Source organism: Alteromonas sp. S015 (assembly GCF_036864485.1).
Taxonomy (GTDB): Bacteria; Pseudomonadota; Gammaproteobacteria; order Enterobacterales; family Alteromonadaceae; genus Alteromonas.
Genome location: NZ_JAZETO010000001.1, coordinates 367,163 through 385,041, shown reverse-complemented (window position 1 = coordinate 385,041; position 17,879 = coordinate 367,163). Strand labels below are relative to the sequence as shown.

The following is a 17,879-nucleotide window of genomic DNA, read 5'->3' as shown; positions in this document are numbered from 1 at the left end:
TTATTAATGATGTTCTTTTTTATAGCGGCAGATACCGCTTATCCACGTTTGGTCGATAGCGCGGTCATCACCTAGAATGCTCAAGGCAAAAAACACATCGTCGAAGTCCGCGTCTTCTTTTATTCGCAAACGTGTTAATTCATCGAATCTTGGCTCTACAACAATAAAGTCAGCGGTAGAACCTGGGTTTAAGTTACCAATTTCATGGTCAAGCGCATGGGCCACTGCTGCGCCTTGGGTCATAAGATAAAACCCTTCTAGCGGACTGATGGGCTCGTTGCGCAATTGACTTATCTTGTAAGCATCGCCATAGGTCTTGAACATGTTAAATGTAGTGCCAGCACCAACGTCAGTAGCCATAGCAACATGCACTTTATTAGCACGCGCTGCGGTCATATCAAAAAGGCCACTACCTAGAAACAAGTTTGACGTAGGACAAAACGCTACCGTAGCGCCGCTCTCTCCAAGGCGAGCCCACTCATTAGGCGTAAGGTGAATACCATGACCAAATACCGCGCGTTCTCGCACAAGGTTATAAGTGTCATATACATCTAAGTAGCCGTCAGCGTTAGGAAATAAACTTTTCACCCAAGCAATCTCGTCTAAGTTCTCAGATAAGTGTGTTTGAATGAAGACGTCGGGATACTGCTTGGCAAGTTCCCCTAATGCAGCTAGTTGAGGCTCTGTGCTGGTTGGCGCGAAACGAGGTGTCAGCGCATAGCGATTACGGCCTTTGTTGTGCCACGTTTCAATTAACTGTGCGCTGTCAGCTTGTGCGGTTTCTGGGCAGTCGTTAAGCGCGCTAGGGCAGTTTCTGTCCATGCACACTTTACCAGCCACAATCGCCATATCGATGTCACTGGCTGCGCTAAATAGCGCGTGGCTACTGCTTTTGTGAACGGTAGTGAAGACAAAACCCGTGGTTGTACCGTTTTTTAGTAGCTGGTTTAAAAATACTTTAGCGATGGCGTTGGCGTGTTCGCTATCAGCAAACTGCATTTCTGTGGGAAACGTGTAGTTTTCAAGCCAGCTTAATAGCTGCTCGCCATAGTGGGCTATACTTTGGGTTTGCGGATAATGCAAATGGCTGTCTATCAAACCTGGTAAAATCCACTTGCCCGAAAAATCTGTGACAGTTGCGGCAGGGTAGCGTTCAACAATGTCGCTAAACGGGCCAATGTCTTTTATTTCTTTGTTATCGACTAACAAACCACCGTCTTTAAAAATGGCAATGTCATTATCAAATTTTGTTGTTTGTTTAGGAAAGTGCGCAATGCTTGCACGAAAAAGCTGCATGTTTGTTAGCTGCCCCTATAGCTGCTGAAACCAAATGGCGAAATAAGTAGTGGCACATGATAATGGCCGCCATTCTCATCAAGTTCAAACGTAATATCAATGTGTGGATAGAAACTACTACCGTGGGTTTCTATCAGGTAAGGCTTGCAGTGAAAGCGCAGGGTATAAACGCCTGCGGCAAAACCGTCTTCAACGCCCCAGTTGTTAAAACGGCCGTCGCTATCCGTTTCACCTGAAAGGGTGCTACCGTCAGGTCGTGTAAGTGTGAGGGCTATGCCTTTTGCCGGCCTACCCAAAGTGGTGTCGAGTACGTGGCTTGAAAGCGTATTCATACTGTGTTCCTTAAAAACTATTCAATGCGTATAAACCATATTTTTGAAAGTGCGGGGGTTAATCCAGCGCTTTGTTAATACGCAATAGGGTTATCTTAATTTGCTGTTCAGCAGCATTGGTAATTTCTTGCTGTGTGGTATTTTGCAGTCTAGCTTGTAACGCTTCTAACATAGTCATAGCAGAAAGACCGGTGGCACAAATAATGAAGATAAACCCGTGCTTGTCTAAATAAGCCTGATTGGCTTCTTTTAACTGATGTAAAACGGCCTCAGACGCGCTGGCTGTGCCCGACTGCTCGCCCGCAGCAATGGCTTTAGTATTAGCAAACTTTTTGCGCAACGAATCAACGTCTCCAATCATGGGATGTGCCGTAAACGCTTCAAGGTAGTCGTCATTGCTGCATTTTGACCAAGCGCCTTTTGCTTGGCTAACAAGCGTGTCAATATCGTTATACGGGCGAGCTTTTACCATCTGGTAAATCCAGGTTTTCGCCGCGCAACATTGTTCAAACCAAGCAGACGCTTCTTCAGCGCTTAGCGTATTTAGTTCATTGAGTGTCACTGGTGGTGTCCTTTTCTCTGAGAAACGTTTTAGTGGGCTTCTCGCTGTTTCTCTTACTGTTGCCCGTTGTCGCTTCACTTATATGCAGGCGTTCGATAATTTGCGCAGATATGGAGACAGCAACTTCAATAGGTTGCTTACCAGGAATATCTCGATTACCTATGGGCGTAACTAGCCTTGCCAGCGCGTTGTCGTCAAACCCTCTCTGAGTAAGTTTGGTCACAAAACGCTTAGCCTTAGTATCTGAGCCTATTAACCCAACAAAGGGCAGGGTAGGTTGTTTTAAGGCCTGCTCTGTAATGCGATAGTCCAATTGATGATCGTGGGTGAGTATAATTAGCCAACTGTTCTCATCAAGGTGTCTAACCTCGCTCTCTGGCGATTCTTCCACCACTTTTTGCACGTTGGTGGGCAGTAATGGCGGAAACAATTCTTCGCGATTGTCTATCCACGAAATTCGCACGGGGAGCTGAGCCAAAATTGGCACCAATGCTTTTGCAACATGACCAGCGCCAAAAATGGCGATGTGCTGTTGATGAACATTACACACGTCAAACAGCACCTTTACCGCCCCGCCACAGCACTGCCCTAAAGAGCTGCTTAACGGGTAGCTGTGAAGCTGGGTACATTTTTCGCCCTTAGCAAGCAACTCACGGGCGCGGGCAATAGCATCAAACTCAAGGTGTCCGCCGCCGATGGTATCGATGCTATGCGAAGCGGTAACCACCATTTTACTGCCTGGTTCACGAGGTGTAGAGCCAGCGGTTCCTACCACTGTAACCAGCACATAGCCTTCATTGCGCGCGTGGCATTCGGCTATTCCCTCATGCCAGTGTGTTGCACGAAATGATTGCATTGCGCGAAATGACTGTGCTGATCCGCGTGTCATAGAGCTTCACCTATACTGTTTGCTTGCTGTATAGCAGTTACAGCGTTTAAAACACGTTCTGGTGTGGCTGGCGTGTCTAACTGCGGGTCAACGGTGTAGCCAGAAAGACTAGAAATGGCATCTTTCAACGCACACCATACTGAAATGGCTAGCATAAACGGTGGCTCGCCAACGGCTTTTGAGTGGTAAATGCTGTCTTCAGCATTCTTTCTACCAAACAGCTTCACATTAAACTCTTTTGGCGTATCGCCAATGGCTGGAATTTTATAGGTCGCCATATTTTCACTTATCAGCTTACCCGCTTCATTCCATTTAAGGTCTTCTGTGGTAAGCCAGCCCATACCTTGAATAAACGCGCCTTCAATTTGGCCAATATCAATGGCGGGGTTAAGGCTGTTGCCCACATCGTGGAGCACATTCACTTTATCCACGGTGTATTCACCGGTCAGCGTATCGACAGAGACTTCACTCATTGACACACCGTAAGCAAAATAGAAAAACGGACGGCCTTCGCCTGTTTCACGGTTATACTGCAATTTAGGTGTTTGGTAGAAACCGCTTGAAGATAAAGATACACGAGCAAAATACGCCTGTTGCACAAGCTCGGTAAAGGTAATGCTGTGCTCATCTAATACCACGTGCTCATTGATGAACTGCACGTCGCCAGCGTGGTCCTCTAAACCTAAACTCTTGGCAAAGCACTCGGCCAAACGGGTTTTTAACGTAATACACGCATTTTGTACGGCTTTTCCGTTTAAGTCAGTGCCGCTTGATGCCGCCGTAGGCGAGGTGTTAGGTACTTTGTCAGTGCGCGTGGCAGTGACTTCGATCATATCTAGGTTTAGGCCAAATTCATTGGCTGCAATTTGGCCTATTTTGGTATGTAGCCCTTGGCCCATTTCAGTACCACCATGATTCACCTGAATACTACCGTCGGTGTAAATGTGCACCAAAGCCCCAGCTTGGTTTAAGTGCTTTGCGGTAAATGAAATTCCGAATTTAACCGGTGTCAGTGCCAGCCCTTTCTTAACTATCGGGCTTTGGCGGTTAAACGCCGTGATCGCTTCGCGGCGCAGCCAATACTGGGCGTTTTCTTCTAGCTCGGCAATCATATCGGGTAAAAGGTTGTGTTCTACCTTCATGCCATAGGGGGTAAAGCTACCCGTGGTCGGGCCGTATAAGTTACGTTTTCTTACCGAAAGGGGGTCGCTGCCAATTGTACGAGCAATTTTATCAATCATGGCTTCAGCCATGATCATACCTTGCGGTCCGCCAAAACCTCGATAAGCGGTGTGCGATACCATATTGGTTTGCAGTCTACGGCCTATAATATCGCTATCACCTAAGAAATAACCGTTGTCTGCATGGAACATGGCTCTATCTACAATGGCATCAGACAAATCAGGTGAGTGCCCGCATATACCATTGATTGTCATGCGGGTGGCTTCAATTTTACCTGTCTCGTCAAAGGCCACGTCGAACTCGTTTTCAAACGGGTGACGTTTGCCCGTAACATGCATATCGGTGAAGCGAGGCAAGCGAAGTTTAACCGCACATTGATTACGCGATGCCAGCAAAGCCGCTATACAGGCCCATTGTGCTGCTTGGGTTTCTTTTCCGCCAAAGCCTCCGCCCATACGTCGCATGTCTACCATGACACGGTGTAATTTTACGTCTAGCACTTCGGCAACGAGTTTTTGTACCTCACTGGGATGTTGACTAGACGTATAGATTTTCATGCGATCTTCTTCATCAGGGATCGCAAGGCTCACTTGGCCTTCTAAGTACATATGCTCTTGGCCACCAATACTTAGTGTGCCATGTGCTTGGTAGGTCGCTTTTTCAAATTTATTGTCTACGCGGTCAGCATGTTGGCCAAATCGGTGTAGGGGGCGCACAAATGTTTGCTGCTGGTGAGCAGCGTCTGCGGTAAGTATAGGTTTGGCTTCGCTTACCTCTATTTTGCCTTTTAATGCAGCTTGTCGGGCAAGATTTACTGAAGTGGCAAGTACTGCAAATACGGGCTGACCAAAGAATTTGATTTCGCCATTGGCGAGTAGCGGATCGCCTTCAAACACTGGGCCGATATCTTTATGACCTGGAACGTCGTCAATAGTAACCACATCTACAACGCCTTCGCTTTGGCGAACAGCGTCAAGGTTAATCGAGTCAATTGTGCCTTTGGCACATTGGCTTACACCTACCGCTGCGTAAAGGGTACCCTGAGGTTCAATGACGTCGTCAACATAGTTGGCACAGCCTTGTACTTGGCGTGTTGCACTTTCATGCTTTTTAGATACGTGAACGACACCCTTGTTGTCGTTTTGTTGTAGTGGATTAGGGGCATCAATTAACTTACGCATGTTGCACCACCCGTGTTTCAATTTGGTTTACTGTTTGGTTTTCTAACCAGAAGCGGTGCCACAAGTTAGCTAAAACGGTTTTACGATATTGGGCTGTAGCGCGCACGTCATCAATGGGTGAAAATGCATCAAACAACACTTGTTTGCCCAACATTAAACACTCTTTGCTAGCGAACTGCTTACCCTTCAACGCACTTTCAAGGGCGTCGCAGGTTGAAGGCACGGCAGCAACACCGCCAATGCCAGTGCTAATGGCTTCTACTTTGCCGTTGTCGAGTGTGACATTAAATACCGCACACACTGCTGAAATATCATCTTCAAAGCGCTTCGATATTTTATACGCAGCTAATGCTTGATTAGGCTGTTTCAATGGTATTTCTATTGCACTTATCCATTCATCTTTAGCCAACGTGGTTTCGCGATAGCCAGTGAAGAACGTATTGAACGGAACAGTGCGCACACTATCGCCGTTATCTAAATGCAGTATGGCATTAAGCGCAAGTAATAGCGGTGGCATATCACCAATAGGTGAAGCGTTTGCTACATTACCGCCAATCGTCGCCTGATTGCGGATAGGTAACGATGCGAACCGCGTTATGAGTTCGGCTACTTGTGGAAAGGCACTTAATAATAAAGGTGCTGCATCATTAAGCGGAACCGCTGCACCAATAATAAGAGAATGCTCGCTTTTGGTGCATTGTTTCAGCGCGTCAATATGCGTGACGCTAATTAGCGTTTGCACATTTTTTAAATGTTGAGTGAATTGCAGGCTTAAATCGGTACTGCCAGCAACCAGCTGCGCGGTAGGGTTGGCCTCTATAAGCGCTTTCAACTCCTCTCGGGATGTAGGCGTATATATATTGCCTGTGCCCGATGGCTTCTCACCTGATAGCGATAATAATGTTGCTAGAGTAATTTCTTGGCGCGCCGTGAACTGATCATCTGGTGTTTGTCCGCACACTGCCAGTGTCGCGTCGATGATAGGGCGATAGCCAGTGCAGCGGCACAGGTTGCCAGATAAAGCGTGCAGCACATCATCGCGGTTCGGTGTTGAGTTGCTGTGATACAAGGCAAACATCGACATAATAAACCCAGGGGTACAGAAGCCGCACTGTGAACCGTGATGGTCAACTAAGGCCTGCTGTACAGGGTGTAAGCTTTTACCATTGTTTAAATGTTCAACGAACAACAATTGCTTGCCGTGAACTACGCTCATTAGTGTGATACAGCTATTGACGGTACGGTAGTTTAATATTGCTCCACTATTGGATGGCGCCGGTTCTACGAGTACTACCGTGCAAGCGCCACAGTCGCCTGCCGCACAGCCTTCTTTAGTACCTGTTTTCTTACGATGTTCCCGTATAAACTGTAGAAGGGTGAGGTCGGCTCGCGCTTCATTTAATTCAACGACATCATTATTTATTAGAAAGCGAATCATACTCACACCTTCTTGTTATATTCATTCTTGTATTCATTAATATAGCTGCATTTTTTCAATAAAAGTAGACCAATTGGTCAATTTATTGCTTATAAAAAATGGCCGAGTTATAAAAGGCCATGATTTTGTGCAAGATTAATTAAAAAGCTAAGGGAGAGCGTTTCTAATTTCCACTGTGCTAAGCAATGATTCATTTTGTTAAAAAAGAATCATGCAAGATTCGTGCTAGGTTTATACAAAAAGCATAATTTTTGTTCTTGGTTTAGCCACGATATCTGTAAGAGTTCTGTATGACTGGCAACTATGCTCTTTAAGAGCATAGCAACACGTTGGCAATAAATGCTAACCTATCGGAAAGGCATGAGGCGTTAATTTCGCCCGTGCGCTTGCAAAGTAGATTGCAAAGGAATTTTAATAATAATGATGAAGGTAAAAAGTGCCGACGCTGGCGTGGGCGCAATGAACAGAAAAAAGATACTTCAAGCCGCTGAGAAATGTTTCGCCCAGTTTGGTTTCAAAGGTACAGCCGTGCAGAAAATTGCTGATGAGGCAGGGCTCCCTAAAACCAACGTATTGTATTACTTTAAAACTAAACAAGAACTATACGTTGCGGTATTAGAAGAAACCCTTTCGCTGTGGAACTCACGTTTTGATAAAGCCACAGTGGAAGATGACCCCGCCGAAGTGCTCGCTAATTACATCGCCGAAAAAATGGAAGTGTCGAGAACACACCCAATGGCGTCGAAGATCTTTGCCATGGAAATTATCAACGGTGCACAAAACCTGAGTGGCTACTTCGATGAAGAGCATGCGCTTTGGATGAAAGGACGTCTTGCAGTTATAGATGCATGGGTACAAGCCGATAAGTTACCTCCGATTGAAGGGGAATACTTATTGTATACCATATGGGCTAGCACCCAGCATTACGCAGATTTTTCGGCGCAAATTACCCGGTTGCGCGGCAAAAAAATGACAAAAGCAGACTTCGAAGACGCTACCAAGCAAGTGGTTAAGCTTGTACTTGGCGGCTGTGGGTTATCTTTGCCAGAAAACTTCAAGGTGTAGCATGACAGAGTCTGTTTATCCTCGCGATCTAATTGGCTATGGTCAATATGTACCTCACGCGAACTGGCCTGATGATGCCAAGATCGCCGTCCAATTTGTATTGAATTACGAGGAAGGTGGTGAAAATTGCGTGCTTCATGGTGACGAGGCGTCCGAAATATTTTTATCGGAAATTATAGGCGCACAAGCTTATAAAGATCGTCATCTCAGCATGGAATCTATTTACGAATATGGCAGTCGTGCGGGCTTTTGGCGTTTACATCGCTTGCTAAATAAGTACGACATTCCTGTTACTGTATTCGGCGTTACTATGGCAATGCAGCGTCACCCTTCTGCTGTAAAAGCCATGATGGATTCTGGGTGGGAAATCGCCAGTCACGCTATGCGCTGGGTGCACTATCAAGATATGACCGAAGAAGATGAGCGCAAGCAAATAGACGAGGCGATCATTCTTCATGAGCAGTTAACGGGTAGTAAACCTGTAGGCTGGTACACAGGAAGAACGAGCCCCAATACTCTAAAATTAATTGCGGAGCGCGACGACATTTTGTATTGCGCAGACTCGTACGCAGACGACTTGCCTTACTACGATTGCCATTACAGCAAGCCGTTATTGATGGTGCCTTACACGTTAGATACCAATGATATGCGCTTCGCCACGCCTCAGGGCTTCAATAGTGGTGAACAGTTTTTCACTTACTTAAAAGATGCGTTTGACGTGTTGTACGAAGAAGGAGCTGAGGCGCCCAAAATGCTTTCTATCGGCCTTCACAATCGCATTATGGGCAGGCCTGCTCGACTCGCAGCGCTTAAGCGTTTTATCGAGTATGTAAAATCACATGACAAAGTGTGGCTGGCTACGCGAGAACAAATTGCTCGCCACTGGTTGGAAACTCATCCTAAATAAGGTAGTAACAAGTCGCGCACATAGCGTTTAAAGTAGGCGCATTACATTTTAGGCAAAGCAAGGTGAAAGGTGTACCGAGAAGGTTACTTTTACTTACGCTTAGATAAATAATGGGGGCTATGGCGTGCACATGGGGTAACGAAGACAGCAAGCATGTGAAAATCGTATTTATGGGTGATAAAGCTGTTACCTTCACTTACGACGGATTAAAGTAAACGATTAGCGTGTTTGCATTGCTGAGTAATAAAAAAGGTGGCATTGAAGCCACCTTCTTTTTACCTAAAACCGAGATATAGTGTGCAATACCACCCATAGTCACCGGTAAATTATTTCAAATCTAGTAAGTATCTTAGTAAGAACACAATGGCCAACGCATAAGTGAGCGGTGTGACATCCTTAAACTTGGCCGTACCTACCTTAATGCCCACATAAGTAATAAAACCAAGGGCAATGCCTTCGCTAATACTGAATGTGAGCGGCATGGCGATAAGCGCTACAGATGCGGTGGCGAGTGCCCCTAAGTCGTCGAAATCAACCTGGCGAATCGATTCCATCATTAAAATGCCTACCATTAAGAGTGCGGGTGTTGTAGCCATCAGAGGAATGACTTTCATTAATGGAGTAAGGAAGAGAGATAACAAAAAGCATAAGGAAACCACCACTGCGGTAAGCCCCGTACGTCCACCAGTCGATACGCCGGTGGCAGATTCAACATAGCTTGTAACGGGTGATGTGCCTACTAACGCGCCAGCAATACTCGCTGATGCATCGGCCGTCATGGCTGAACCTATTTTCGGTAGCTTGCCTTCAGGAGTAAGCAGATTGGCCTTACGTGAAACGCCAATCAAGGTACCTATGGTATCGAACATGTTCACAAACATAAGCGCGAAAACCAGATCCCAGGTTTCGGCAAGATGATCAATCGGGTACCAAAAGTCCATTGCCATAAATGTATTTGATATGGACTCTGGCATACCTACTACAGCAGAAGGCGTTGTAGTTAAGGTTCCGTTTTCGGTAGGGATAAAAGCACCAATCAAGGTGAGTGCAACAATTGAGATTAAGATAGCGCCCGTGACGCGCTTTACCATAAGAACGATAGTAAAAATAATCCCAATAAGCGCCAGCATCACCGCAGGCTCTGAGAGGTTGCCAAGCTGCACAAACGTTGCAGGATTATCAACAATCAGCCCCGCATTTTTAAGACCGATAAAAGCAATGAATAAACCTATGCCACATTGCACGCCTATCTTTAGAGAAGGCGGGATAGATTCAGCAATTTTGGTGCGGACACCGGTAAGTGAAAGAAGTAAGAAGAGAATACCATTCCAAAAGACAATACCAAGCGCTGCTTCCCAAGGAATTTCACGGCCAAGACAAATAGTAAATGCGAAAAAGGCATTTAAGCCCATGCCTGGCGCAAGTGCGATAGGGTAGTTGGTCATCAGCGCCATCATTAGCGTACCAATGCAGGCTGCGATTGCTGTCACTGTAATTAAGCCTTCTACGGGCATGCCACTCAACCCGAGAATGCTTGGGTTTACCACGAGTATATATGACATAGCCGCAAACGTAGTTAGACCTGCGATGATTTCAGTTCTTACCGTGGTTCTGTGTTCTTGCAACTTAAAAAGCCGTTCAATTACATTGTTGGACATCAAGAGTTCTCTGTTTATGTTTCATTTAGTATATTGTGCGTTAGAAAGCAAAAAACTGACCAGTTAGTCAACTGTTGGTGTGTTTTGTGCTAACTTACTTTTCAGTACAATGATCGATTAACAATCATCGAGTGACGCAAGGTCACTAGCCAAGCAGCACAAAGCCAGCCAAACGGTTAGTAATCAACATAGATGATGTTAAAAAAACCGCAAATAAAACCTAAATGAGCAATAGAACTCGTTTACAGATAGCATTAAAGATAAACTATTACGCACCAATTGAATGCTATTGCATTATTATGGTGCAAAATAAGTGAGGGGCCATGTCGCTGTCATCAATAATTAAACACATTCCAAAGGCCGAACTGCATCTGCATATAGAAGGTAGCTTAACGCCTGAACTCATGTGGCGCCTAGCTGAAAAGCACAGTGTATCACTTCCTTATGCTAACGTGGAAGAGATTAAAGCCGCCTATAACTTCCAAGACTTGCAAAGCTTTCTTGACCTTTACTACGCAGGCGCCGGCGTGTTGAGGGATGAGGAAGACTTCTTCACATTAATGTGGGAATACTTAACGCGTTGCGCTGAGGAAAACATTGTACATACAGAGATTATGTTTGACCCTCAAACACACACCGCGCGAGGTATCGGGTTTGATATCTTTATGCCAGGCTTTTTAAAGGCGATGGAAAAAGCCAAAAACGAATACGGTATAAGTAGTTATTTAATCATGTCTTTCCTTCGCCACCTTCCAGAGAGTGCTGCTTTCGATACGCTTTCTGCGGCCGAGCCCTACTATGAGCACATCAAGGCGGTAGGGCTGGACAGTTCAGAACTTGGGCATCCACCGTCTAAATTCGAACGAGTATTTAAAAAAGCCAAAGCGCTGGGATTTAAAATTGTCGCTCATGCTGGAGAAGAGGGACCAGCCTCTTACATTTGGGAAGCTATTGAGCTATTGAACGTCGATCGCATCGACCACGGTGTGCGCTGTCAAGAAGACGAAGCGCTTATGGCTTTCTTAAAAGACAGACAAATTCCGCTTACCGTTTGCCCTTTAAGTAACCTTAAACTGTGTGTTATTGACGATATGAAAGACCACAATATTGTCCAGCTTCTTGATGCCGGACTCTTAGTCACAGTTAACTCTGATGACCCAACGTACTTTGGTGGTTTCTTAACCGACAATTTTGAATCGCTGCACAATTCACTTGGCATCGACGAAAAAATAATTCGCACATTGGTAGCGAATAGCTTTAAGGCAAGTTTCTTACCGCAAAAACAAAAAAACGAACTCGTTGCGCAAGTACTTTCCGTTTGACACGGCAAGCAGTGAAAAATGATTAGGTTAGCTTTTGGCGATTTATGCGAGAGGCTAACATAATTTTACAATTGCATAACGGCAATAGTTTGCTGTATAAGATTATCTAAATCTTTGATGTCTTCGACGATTTCGCTTAAATCGTCTTGTTTAGCTTTATTCTCAATAGATGAGGCTTTTTCCCGAATGGCATCAGCACCCACATCACCAGACACACCCTTCATAGCGTGACTGTTAAATCTGACAGCTTCAACATCTAATGCCTTCGCTGCGCTTTGAAGCGCTTGTTGTTTTTGTTCTATTTGGGCTAAAAACATCTCCACAATACGATTCAGTAACCCTTCATTTCCGCCAAGCCGACTAATAGCAGCATCGCGATTCCATAATTGTTCTTGTGTTGGCATATCGTTAAAATCAGCTGTGTCCATGTGCGCCACCGTAATTAAAGGGTTGAGTTAGTGTACAATAAATATTCAATAAGAAAAATGGTAGGTTAAGTTATTTAGTATAGAACCTTTATAAACTGGCAAAACGTAGACGAAAGACTAATTTTTTTTTTTACGTATCTCGGGCAATACTTATTCCGTCTTTAGCTTCATAGTGTGGTATTTCTCATGGATAATGAGACGCAGAAAGTAGTCATCATTGACGATGAACCAACAACACTTTTGTTATTAGAAAGTGCAGTAGAATCTTTGGCAAAGGTTGTTACGGTCTCGCAAAGCGCGAATGCATTTTCGGTGATTAAAGCGCAACGGCCTGACTTGGTTGTTTTGGATATAAGCATGCCAGGGCTCTCTGGTTTTGAGGTGTGCAAGCAGTTAAAAGCTTGTCCAGAAACTTCAGCTATTCCGGTTATCTTTGTTACCTCCCATAGCGATCCTAAAAACGAACATGTGGCATTGTCGTTAGGTGCTATTGATTTCATATCTAAGCCAATTGATGTTGGGTTGTGTCAGATGCGAGTAAGGAATCATCTCACTATTCAGGATCAAAAGTCGAAGCTCGCACGTGTTAACTACGAATTAGAAGCGGAAAAAAAGCAGCTTGCCATCACTCTCAAATCTATCGCTGACGGCGTTATCTCAATTAACGCGGCAGGGGATGTAACCTTTATTAACCCAGTAGCGCAAAGGTTAACAGGATTCAGCGAAGCTGAGGCGCTTGGTAGTCCTATTGATGAGGTCATGAACTTGAGGGACGCCTCGACTGAAGAGCGTCTTTTAAATCCTGCTCTATATGCTCTGGAGGTTATGCGTCCAGTGGCTATGTCTTACAACGCCACGCTCGTCAGTCGTCACAATCAGGTGTTCAGAGTCGAAGATACAGCGTCGCCGATTATTGATGAAGATGGCCAGTTGTCGGGCGCGGTTATTGTTTTTCAAGACGTATCAGAAGCCATAGAAATGGCAGTGAAGATGACGCATCTAACCAATCACGATCAGCTGACCGGTTTACCAAACCGAGTCCTGTTGCACGACAGAGTAGTTCAAGCCGTAACACGTTCTTTTATTTCTAAACAAAGCATCGCGCTGTTGTTAATTGATATCGACAATTTCAAATATCTCAATGACAGCCTAGGACATCAAGTGGGAGACTACATAATTGCTTGTATTGCAAAGCGCCTTTCTAAGGTTGTCGGCGAAAGTGCAACCCTAGCTCGCGTTGGTGGGGATGAATTTGCCTGCTTACTTACCGAGGTAGGTTCGGGTTACAGTGCTGACAGTATCGCTATGGCTTGTTTACAAGCGGGTAGAGAACCAATAAAAATTGATGGTAAATCCCACCAACTGAATTTTAGTATTGGAATTAGTCTTTATCCCCAAGACGCGGTAAATGCCGAAGAAATGATGCGCCACGCTGATTCAGCAATGTTCCGTTCTAAATCGAAAGGTAAAGATACCTTTAGCTTCTTTTCAAAAGACTTACAGCATGCCATGCACCATCGGGTAGAAATGGAGATCAAACTTAGAAATGCCATAGAAAACGACAGCCTGACTGTTTACTTGCAACCGAAGTATGACCTAGAAGATAGTGCCGTTTTAAGTGCGGAAAGCTTAGTCAGAATGTTTGATGAAAGTGGAAAAATAATTGGGCCTGATGAATTTATTCCGCTGGCAGAAGAAACAGGGCTCATACACCAGTTAGGAAAGCAAGTATTACAAAAAAGCTGTGAGTTTGTCGCTAGATGCAACGCAATAGGGCAAGACTTTAAGGTTGCGGTAAATGTGGCTGCTAAACAGCTTTCAAACCCCGGTTTTGCAAAAGAAGTTGCCGAAATCATTAACGAAGCAGGTATTGCCGCCTCGTCTATAGAGTTGGAAGTGACAGAATCAGCCTTAATGCACGACTTTGAACAGACCAGAGATATTCTGAATGACTTGGCTGCATTAGGGGTAACTATTGCGTTAGATGATTTTGGTACGGGTTATTCAAGTTTATCTTATTTGCGCCAATTCCCGTTAAATGTGCTCAAGATAGATCGCTCGTTTGTCATCGATATGGATAAAGAACGACAAGCACACGATATCGTAACGGCGATAGTGCATTTAGCACTAAGCCTAGAGTTAACTATTGTTGCTGAAGGAATAGAGACCCAATCACACTTTACCGCTCTTAAAGCGCTTGGATGTCACTTGGGGCAAGGTTATTTTATGTGCCGGCCCATGGCAATGGGGGATTTTTTTGTAAAATTCGTCGCCGATAGCCAAGTAGCGTGAAGTTTATAGGGCAGTGTCTATAGCGACAACTAATGGGCCTCTCTTAATAACCATGTCTTTCTAGCGATACCCACTTAAAAGCAAACAAGCGGATATTTCGATACAAATGTAGGTGCAAGGTGTTAGACTAGCGTAACATGTTGTTATTGCTTCGCTATTCCTGAAGCAATTATGCGCCGTCAGTTAGAATGGCTACTTTGGTAGCAGTAATGATAAAAGTACCCGATGAATCGAATAGAAATTAAACCTTACGAAGAATGCAGTGTACTTATTGTAGACGATGAGCCGATGAGTCGTATGCTTCTTGAATCCATACTATCCTCGGTATTCGAATGTATTACTGCCGAGTCTGGAGAGGAAGCCATTTCCTTCTGCAAGACAAACTCGCCCGATTTAGTCCTGCTTGATATGAACATGCCAGATATTAATGGGCTAGACGTTTGTACAGCTTTGAAAGCCTCGCCAGAAACCAATCATATTCCCGTCATTTTCGTTACGTCTACCTTGGATATTGAGAGCGAAAATGCGTGTTGGGAAGTCGGTGCGTCAGACTTTGTAATGAAGCCCGTCAACGCGTCTACGTTAACGCATCGCATCAAAACACATCTGCAAAATAAGCTTCGCACCGAATTCCTTGAAATGATGACATTTCACGATCAGCTTACGGGCTTGTACAATCGTATGTACTTAACTAACGAAATTCCGTTACTCATTAAGCAAGTTGCGAGAGACAAAAGTACGGTTGGAGCAATAATGATCGACATCGATTATTTTAAGCTTTTCAACGATACGTACGGGCATCTCGAAGGTGATATTTGTCTTCAAAAAGTAGCGCAAATAGTATCGGATACGGTTAAACGTCCTAAAGATGCCGTTATTCGCTTTGGTGGTGAAGAGTTTTTGGTTCTACTACCATACATCGATTATCAGGGGGTGAAATTAGTTTCAAATCAGCTAGTTGAAGCTATTGCCGATGCCAATATAGTACATGTTAAAGGCATAGAAAATCGCGTGTCGATAAGTGCGGGCTTTGCTGTTTGGAAGGCTTCCGATGTAGTTGAAGACGATGTGGCCGCGCTCATAGAAGAAGCCGACATTTCGCTTTTTGAAGCAAAAGAGTTGGGGCGAAACCAAGCCAAAGGCTAATAACACTGTCTTCAATTAATCTGGAAAATCGAATTTCTAGCCTATTGTTTAATATCCCGTATTCACATCGCAAGCTATCATTATAAAAGCGGGGCCGCTGTGCATAAATCAAGCAAAGCGGCAGGAATCTTGTGGTCTTCACGCTTGGGTAGCGAACCATGGTTTATTTTGATGAACAGTCGAGTTTGAATATGGAACTGGAACACCAGTTGAACGCATCGCTAACCAGTTTAGTACAGCGGGGCTGCGATTCGTTTGGCGTGTTTCAAGGCCTGCTCTTACAGCTGGACGAAGAGTCCGTTAATGTATTGATCAAAGCCTCATCGGCGTATGCACCCAACTTTAAATCAGTTCCTTCTTTCTCAACCTGTGTGCCAGTAGACAACTGTTTTCCAATAAATAGCGCTAAGTGCTCTACCGCATTTAAACGATGGTTCTCCACTTATTTTAACGCTGAGAAGTACATCCGTGGCCGTATTCATACCTTAGATGGGCGTCAAGTCTGCCTGGTATTTATTAATGCATGCCCTGAAAAGCCGGTTAACATTGATAAACTGTCATTATTAGATGATTGCCTAAGTGTTATGCTAGACAAGTTCCACATCGAAAAAGCAGAAACTAATCAAAATACGCTGTATGAAAAGTTACAAAGCGTAGCGAATATTGGTACATGGGAAGTGGATCTAACCACTGATGCACTTAGCTGGTCTTCACAAACACGCCTCATTCACGAAGTAGGAGATGACTTTGTGCCTACATTAGAAACAGCTATCAGTTTCTATAAAGAAGGATTTGACAGAGATGAGATCAACCGCATTGTTTCCCACACTGTGGAGACTGGAGAGCCCTGGAGCGCAACGCTTGAGTTAGTTACCGCTAAAGGTAATTCAGTTTGGATTGAAACCCACGGTATGGCCGAAATTAAGAACGGGAAATGCGTTCGTTTGTTCGGTACTTGCCAAAACGTCAACAAGTCAGTGCAACTTAGACTTGAGTTGGAAGAGAGACGAAAAGAAGCGGAAGCTGCGTCACAAGAAAGTGGCATGTTACTATCACGCATAAGCCACGAATTAAAAACGCCGCTTAATGGCATTACCGGTATGTTGCAAGCGATTAAGTTTGAAAATAAAGAGAACGTGCGAATGCGCAAAGTTGATGTGGCGCTTCATAGTGCAGACCGCTTGTTGTCTCTGATAAATGATGTACTGGATTACACATCGATCATAAACGGCGAGTTTTCATTAAAATATAGTGACTTCTGTGTACGTTCGTTAATTGAAGATATATTAGATGTATTTAAAGCGAAATGCGCTGAAAAAGGCGTAAGGCTTTATGCGGTGCTTTCTTTTGACGAAAACACTTTTGTTAACGGAGACGCCGCCAGAATTAGTCAGGTCATCACTAATTTACTTTCAAACGCGGTTAAATTTACGCCGAAAGGGTATATTTCGGTACAAGTAACGTTAAAACATCAAGGCGATATGCCAATCTTGCTTGCGTCAATTGAAGACACAGGCGTGGGTATGAGTGATGAAATACTGTCACGAATTTTTAGACCATTTCAAAATGATACCGCCAGTGCTTCTGAAGAACTAAATGGGAACGGTTTGGGGCTGTCTATCGTTAACCAACTTATAGGGAAAATGGACGGTGAGCTTGAAGTAAGATCAAACGTTGGAAAAGGCTCCTGTTTCGATATTGCTATACCTGTAGAGATGGCCGTATTAGATAAAGAAAAACAGAGTGACGTTGTACTACCTTCAGAGCTACTTAGTGTTCCTCTGAACGTTTTGGTTGTTGACGATAACGATATAAACCGCTTTGTGCTTGCATCTATGTTAGAGAAGTTTAACTACTTTCCAGATGAAGCAGAAAACGGCGAGTTGGCAGTTCAAATGGCTCGCGCCAAAAAATACGACATTATTTTTATGGATTGCGCTATGCCAGTGCTTGACGGGGTAAGTGCGACTAAGATCATTGTTCAAGAAAACTTATTGCCTAAGCATGGCCGCATTGTGGCTGTAACGGCAAATACAACGCCTGAAGACAAAAGCAATTGCAGTGATGCAGGCATGGCCGATTTTCTCGCCAAGCCCGTAGTACAAAATGATGTCTCACTTCAGGTACGTTGTGCGCTTGAAGCAAAATCGGTGACGGTCTAGAGGCGTTAGCACTTTTTCG

General features: G+C 44.5%; 14 protein-coding genes. 6 read left to right on the top strand and 8 right to left on the bottom strand.

Annotation, left to right across the window (positions count from 1 at the left end; all coding sequences use genetic code 11):
* Positions 1 to 3: 3 nt before the first annotated feature.
* The 6 genes from guaD to xdhA are packed head-to-tail and all read right to left on the bottom strand — an operon-like array spanning position 4 to position 6,880.
* Positions 4 to 1,296, bottom strand: coding sequence for a guanine deaminase (gene guaD, locus V7R42_RS01600; RefSeq protein WP_334018495.1), 1,293 nt, complete (start codon positions 1,294 to 1,296; stop codon positions 4 to 6).
* A gap of 5 nt (positions 1,297 to 1,301) precedes the next feature.
* Positions 1,302 to 1,628, bottom strand: coding sequence for a hydroxyisourate hydrolase (gene uraH / locus V7R42_RS01595; protein ID WP_334018494.1), 327 nt, complete (start codon positions 1,626 to 1,628; stop codon positions 1,302 to 1,304).
* 58 nt (positions 1,629 to 1,686) lie between these two features.
* A complete protein-coding gene (uraD, locus tag V7R42_RS01590; RefSeq protein ID WP_334018493.1) occupies positions 1,687 to 2,190 on the bottom strand; it encodes a 2-oxo-4-hydroxy-4-carboxy-5-ureidoimidazoline decarboxylase in 504 nt (167 codons plus the stop codon).
* On the bottom strand, positions 2,177 to 3,079 hold the full coding sequence (gene xdhC / locus V7R42_RS01585) for a xanthine dehydrogenase accessory protein XdhC (protein ID WP_334018492.1): 903 nt from the start codon (positions 3,077 to 3,079) through the stop codon (positions 2,177 to 2,179). The genes uraD and xdhC overlap by 14 nt, the downstream gene beginning before the upstream one ends.
* The gene (xdhB, locus tag V7R42_RS01580; RefSeq protein WP_334018491.1) at positions 3,076 to 5,442 is read right to left on the bottom strand and encodes a xanthine dehydrogenase molybdopterin binding subunit; all 2,367 of its coding nucleotides are present in this window, start codon (positions 5,440 to 5,442) and stop codon (positions 3,076 to 3,078) included. Before xdhB ends, xdhC begins: the two co-directional genes overlap by 4 nt.
* Positions 5,435 to 6,880 carry a xanthine dehydrogenase small subunit gene (gene xdhA / locus V7R42_RS01575; RefSeq protein WP_334018490.1) on the bottom strand — a complete coding sequence of 482 codons (1,446 nt, stop codon included), beginning with the start codon at positions 6,878 to 6,880 and terminating at the stop codon, positions 5,435 to 5,437. Before xdhA ends, xdhB begins: the two co-directional genes overlap by 8 nt.
* Positions 6,881 to 7,300: 420 nt before the next feature.
* On the opposite strand from xdhA, the gene V7R42_RS01570 reads away from it, so the two are divergent.
* Positions 7,301 to 7,945 (top strand): TetR family transcriptional regulator C-terminal domain-containing protein, encoded by a 645-nt coding sequence (locus tag V7R42_RS01570; protein WP_334018489.1) that lies wholly within the window; start codon positions 7,301 to 7,303, stop codon positions 7,943 to 7,945.
* A gap of 1 nt (position 7,946) precedes the next feature.
* Positions 7,947 to 8,852, top strand: a complete 906-nt coding sequence (puuE, locus tag V7R42_RS01565; RefSeq protein WP_334018488.1) for an allantoinase PuuE — start codon at positions 7,947 to 7,949, stop codon at positions 8,850 to 8,852.
* Positions 8,853 to 9,178: 326 nt separating this feature from the next.
* Here the strand turns inward: puuE and V7R42_RS01560 are convergent, their stop codons facing one another.
* The gene (locus V7R42_RS01560; protein WP_334018487.1) at positions 9,179 to 10,510 is read right to left on the bottom strand and encodes an NCS2 family permease; all 1,332 of its coding nucleotides are present in this window, start codon (positions 10,508 to 10,510) and stop codon (positions 9,179 to 9,181) included.
* 323 nt (positions 10,511 to 10,833) lie between these two features.
* Between V7R42_RS01560 and V7R42_RS01555 the strand changes: the two genes are divergently transcribed.
* Positions 10,834 to 11,832 carry an adenosine deaminase gene (locus tag V7R42_RS01555; protein WP_334018486.1) on the top strand — a complete coding sequence of 333 codons (999 nt, stop codon included), beginning with the start codon at positions 10,834 to 10,836 and terminating at the stop codon, positions 11,830 to 11,832.
* Between the two features lie 65 nt (positions 11,833 to 11,897).
* On the opposite strand, the gene V7R42_RS01550 is transcribed toward V7R42_RS01555, so the two are convergent.
* On the bottom strand, positions 11,898 to 12,260 hold the full coding sequence (locus V7R42_RS01550) for an Hpt domain-containing protein (protein ID WP_334018485.1): 363 nt from the start codon (positions 12,258 to 12,260) through the stop codon (positions 11,898 to 11,900).
* Between the two features lie 186 nt (positions 12,261 to 12,446).
* On the opposite strand from V7R42_RS01550, the gene V7R42_RS01545 reads away from it, so the two are divergent.
* The 3 genes from V7R42_RS01545 to V7R42_RS01535 all read left to right on the top strand — a co-directional run bounded on the left by V7R42_RS01545 (position 12,447) and on the right by V7R42_RS01535 (position 17,860).
* Positions 12,447 to 14,552: a two-component system response regulator gene (locus V7R42_RS01545; protein WP_334018484.1), complete on the top strand. Its 2,106-nt coding sequence runs from the start codon at positions 12,447 to 12,449 to the stop codon at positions 14,550 to 14,552.
* Positions 14,553 to 14,777: 225 nt separating this feature from the next.
* Positions 14,778 to 15,698, top strand: coding sequence for a diguanylate cyclase (locus V7R42_RS01540; protein WP_334018483.1), 921 nt, complete (start codon positions 14,778 to 14,780; stop codon positions 15,696 to 15,698).
* Between the two features lie 158 nt (positions 15,699 to 15,856).
* Complete coding sequence (locus V7R42_RS01535) at positions 15,857 to 17,860, top strand: PAS domain-containing hybrid sensor histidine kinase/response regulator (protein WP_334018482.1); 2,004 nt, start codon at positions 15,857 to 15,859, stop codon at positions 17,858 to 17,860.
* The last annotated feature ends 19 nt before the right edge of the window (positions 17,861 to 17,879 follow it).

Coding starts and splice junctions, on each gene's coding strand:
- V7R42_RS01540 (WP_334018483.1), top strand. CDS start 14,778: ATGAATCGAATAGAAATTAAACCTTACGAAGAATGCAGTGTACTTATT.
- guaD (WP_334018495.1), bottom strand. CDS start 1,296: ATGCAGCTTTTTCGTGCAAGCATTGCGCACTTTCCTAAACAAACAACA.
- puuE (WP_334018488.1), top strand. CDS start 7,947: ATGACAGAGTCTGTTTATCCTCGCGATCTAATTGGCTATGGTCAATAT.
- V7R42_RS01570 (WP_334018489.1), top strand. CDS start 7,301: ATGATGAAGGTAAAAAGTGCCGACGCTGGCGTGGGCGCAATGAACAGA.
- V7R42_RS01550 (WP_334018485.1), bottom strand. CDS start 12,260: ATGGACACAGCTGATTTTAACGATATGCCAACACAAGAACAATTATGG.
- xdhB (WP_334018491.1), bottom strand. CDS start 5,442: ATGCGTAAGTTAATTGATGCCCCTAATCCACTACAACAAAACGACAAC.
- V7R42_RS01535 (WP_334018482.1), top strand. CDS start 15,857: ATGGTTTATTTTGATGAACAGTCGAGTTTGAATATGGAACTGGAACAC.
- V7R42_RS01560 (WP_334018487.1), bottom strand. CDS start 10,510: ATGTCCAACAATGTAATTGAACGGCTTTTTAAGTTGCAAGAACACAGA.
- xdhA (WP_334018490.1), bottom strand. CDS start 6,880: ATGATTCGCTTTCTAATAAATAATGATGTCGTTGAATTAAATGAAGCG.
- uraH (WP_334018494.1), bottom strand. CDS start 1,628: ATGAATACGCTTTCAAGCCACGTACTCGACACCACTTTGGGTAGGCCG.
- V7R42_RS01545 (WP_334018484.1), top strand. CDS start 12,447: ATGGATAATGAGACGCAGAAAGTAGTCATCATTGACGATGAACCAACA.
- xdhC (WP_334018492.1), bottom strand. CDS start 3,079: ATGACACGCGGATCAGCACAGTCATTTCGCGCAATGCAATCATTTCGT.
- V7R42_RS01555 (WP_334018486.1), top strand. CDS start 10,834: ATGTCGCTGTCATCAATAATTAAACACATTCCAAAGGCCGAACTGCAT.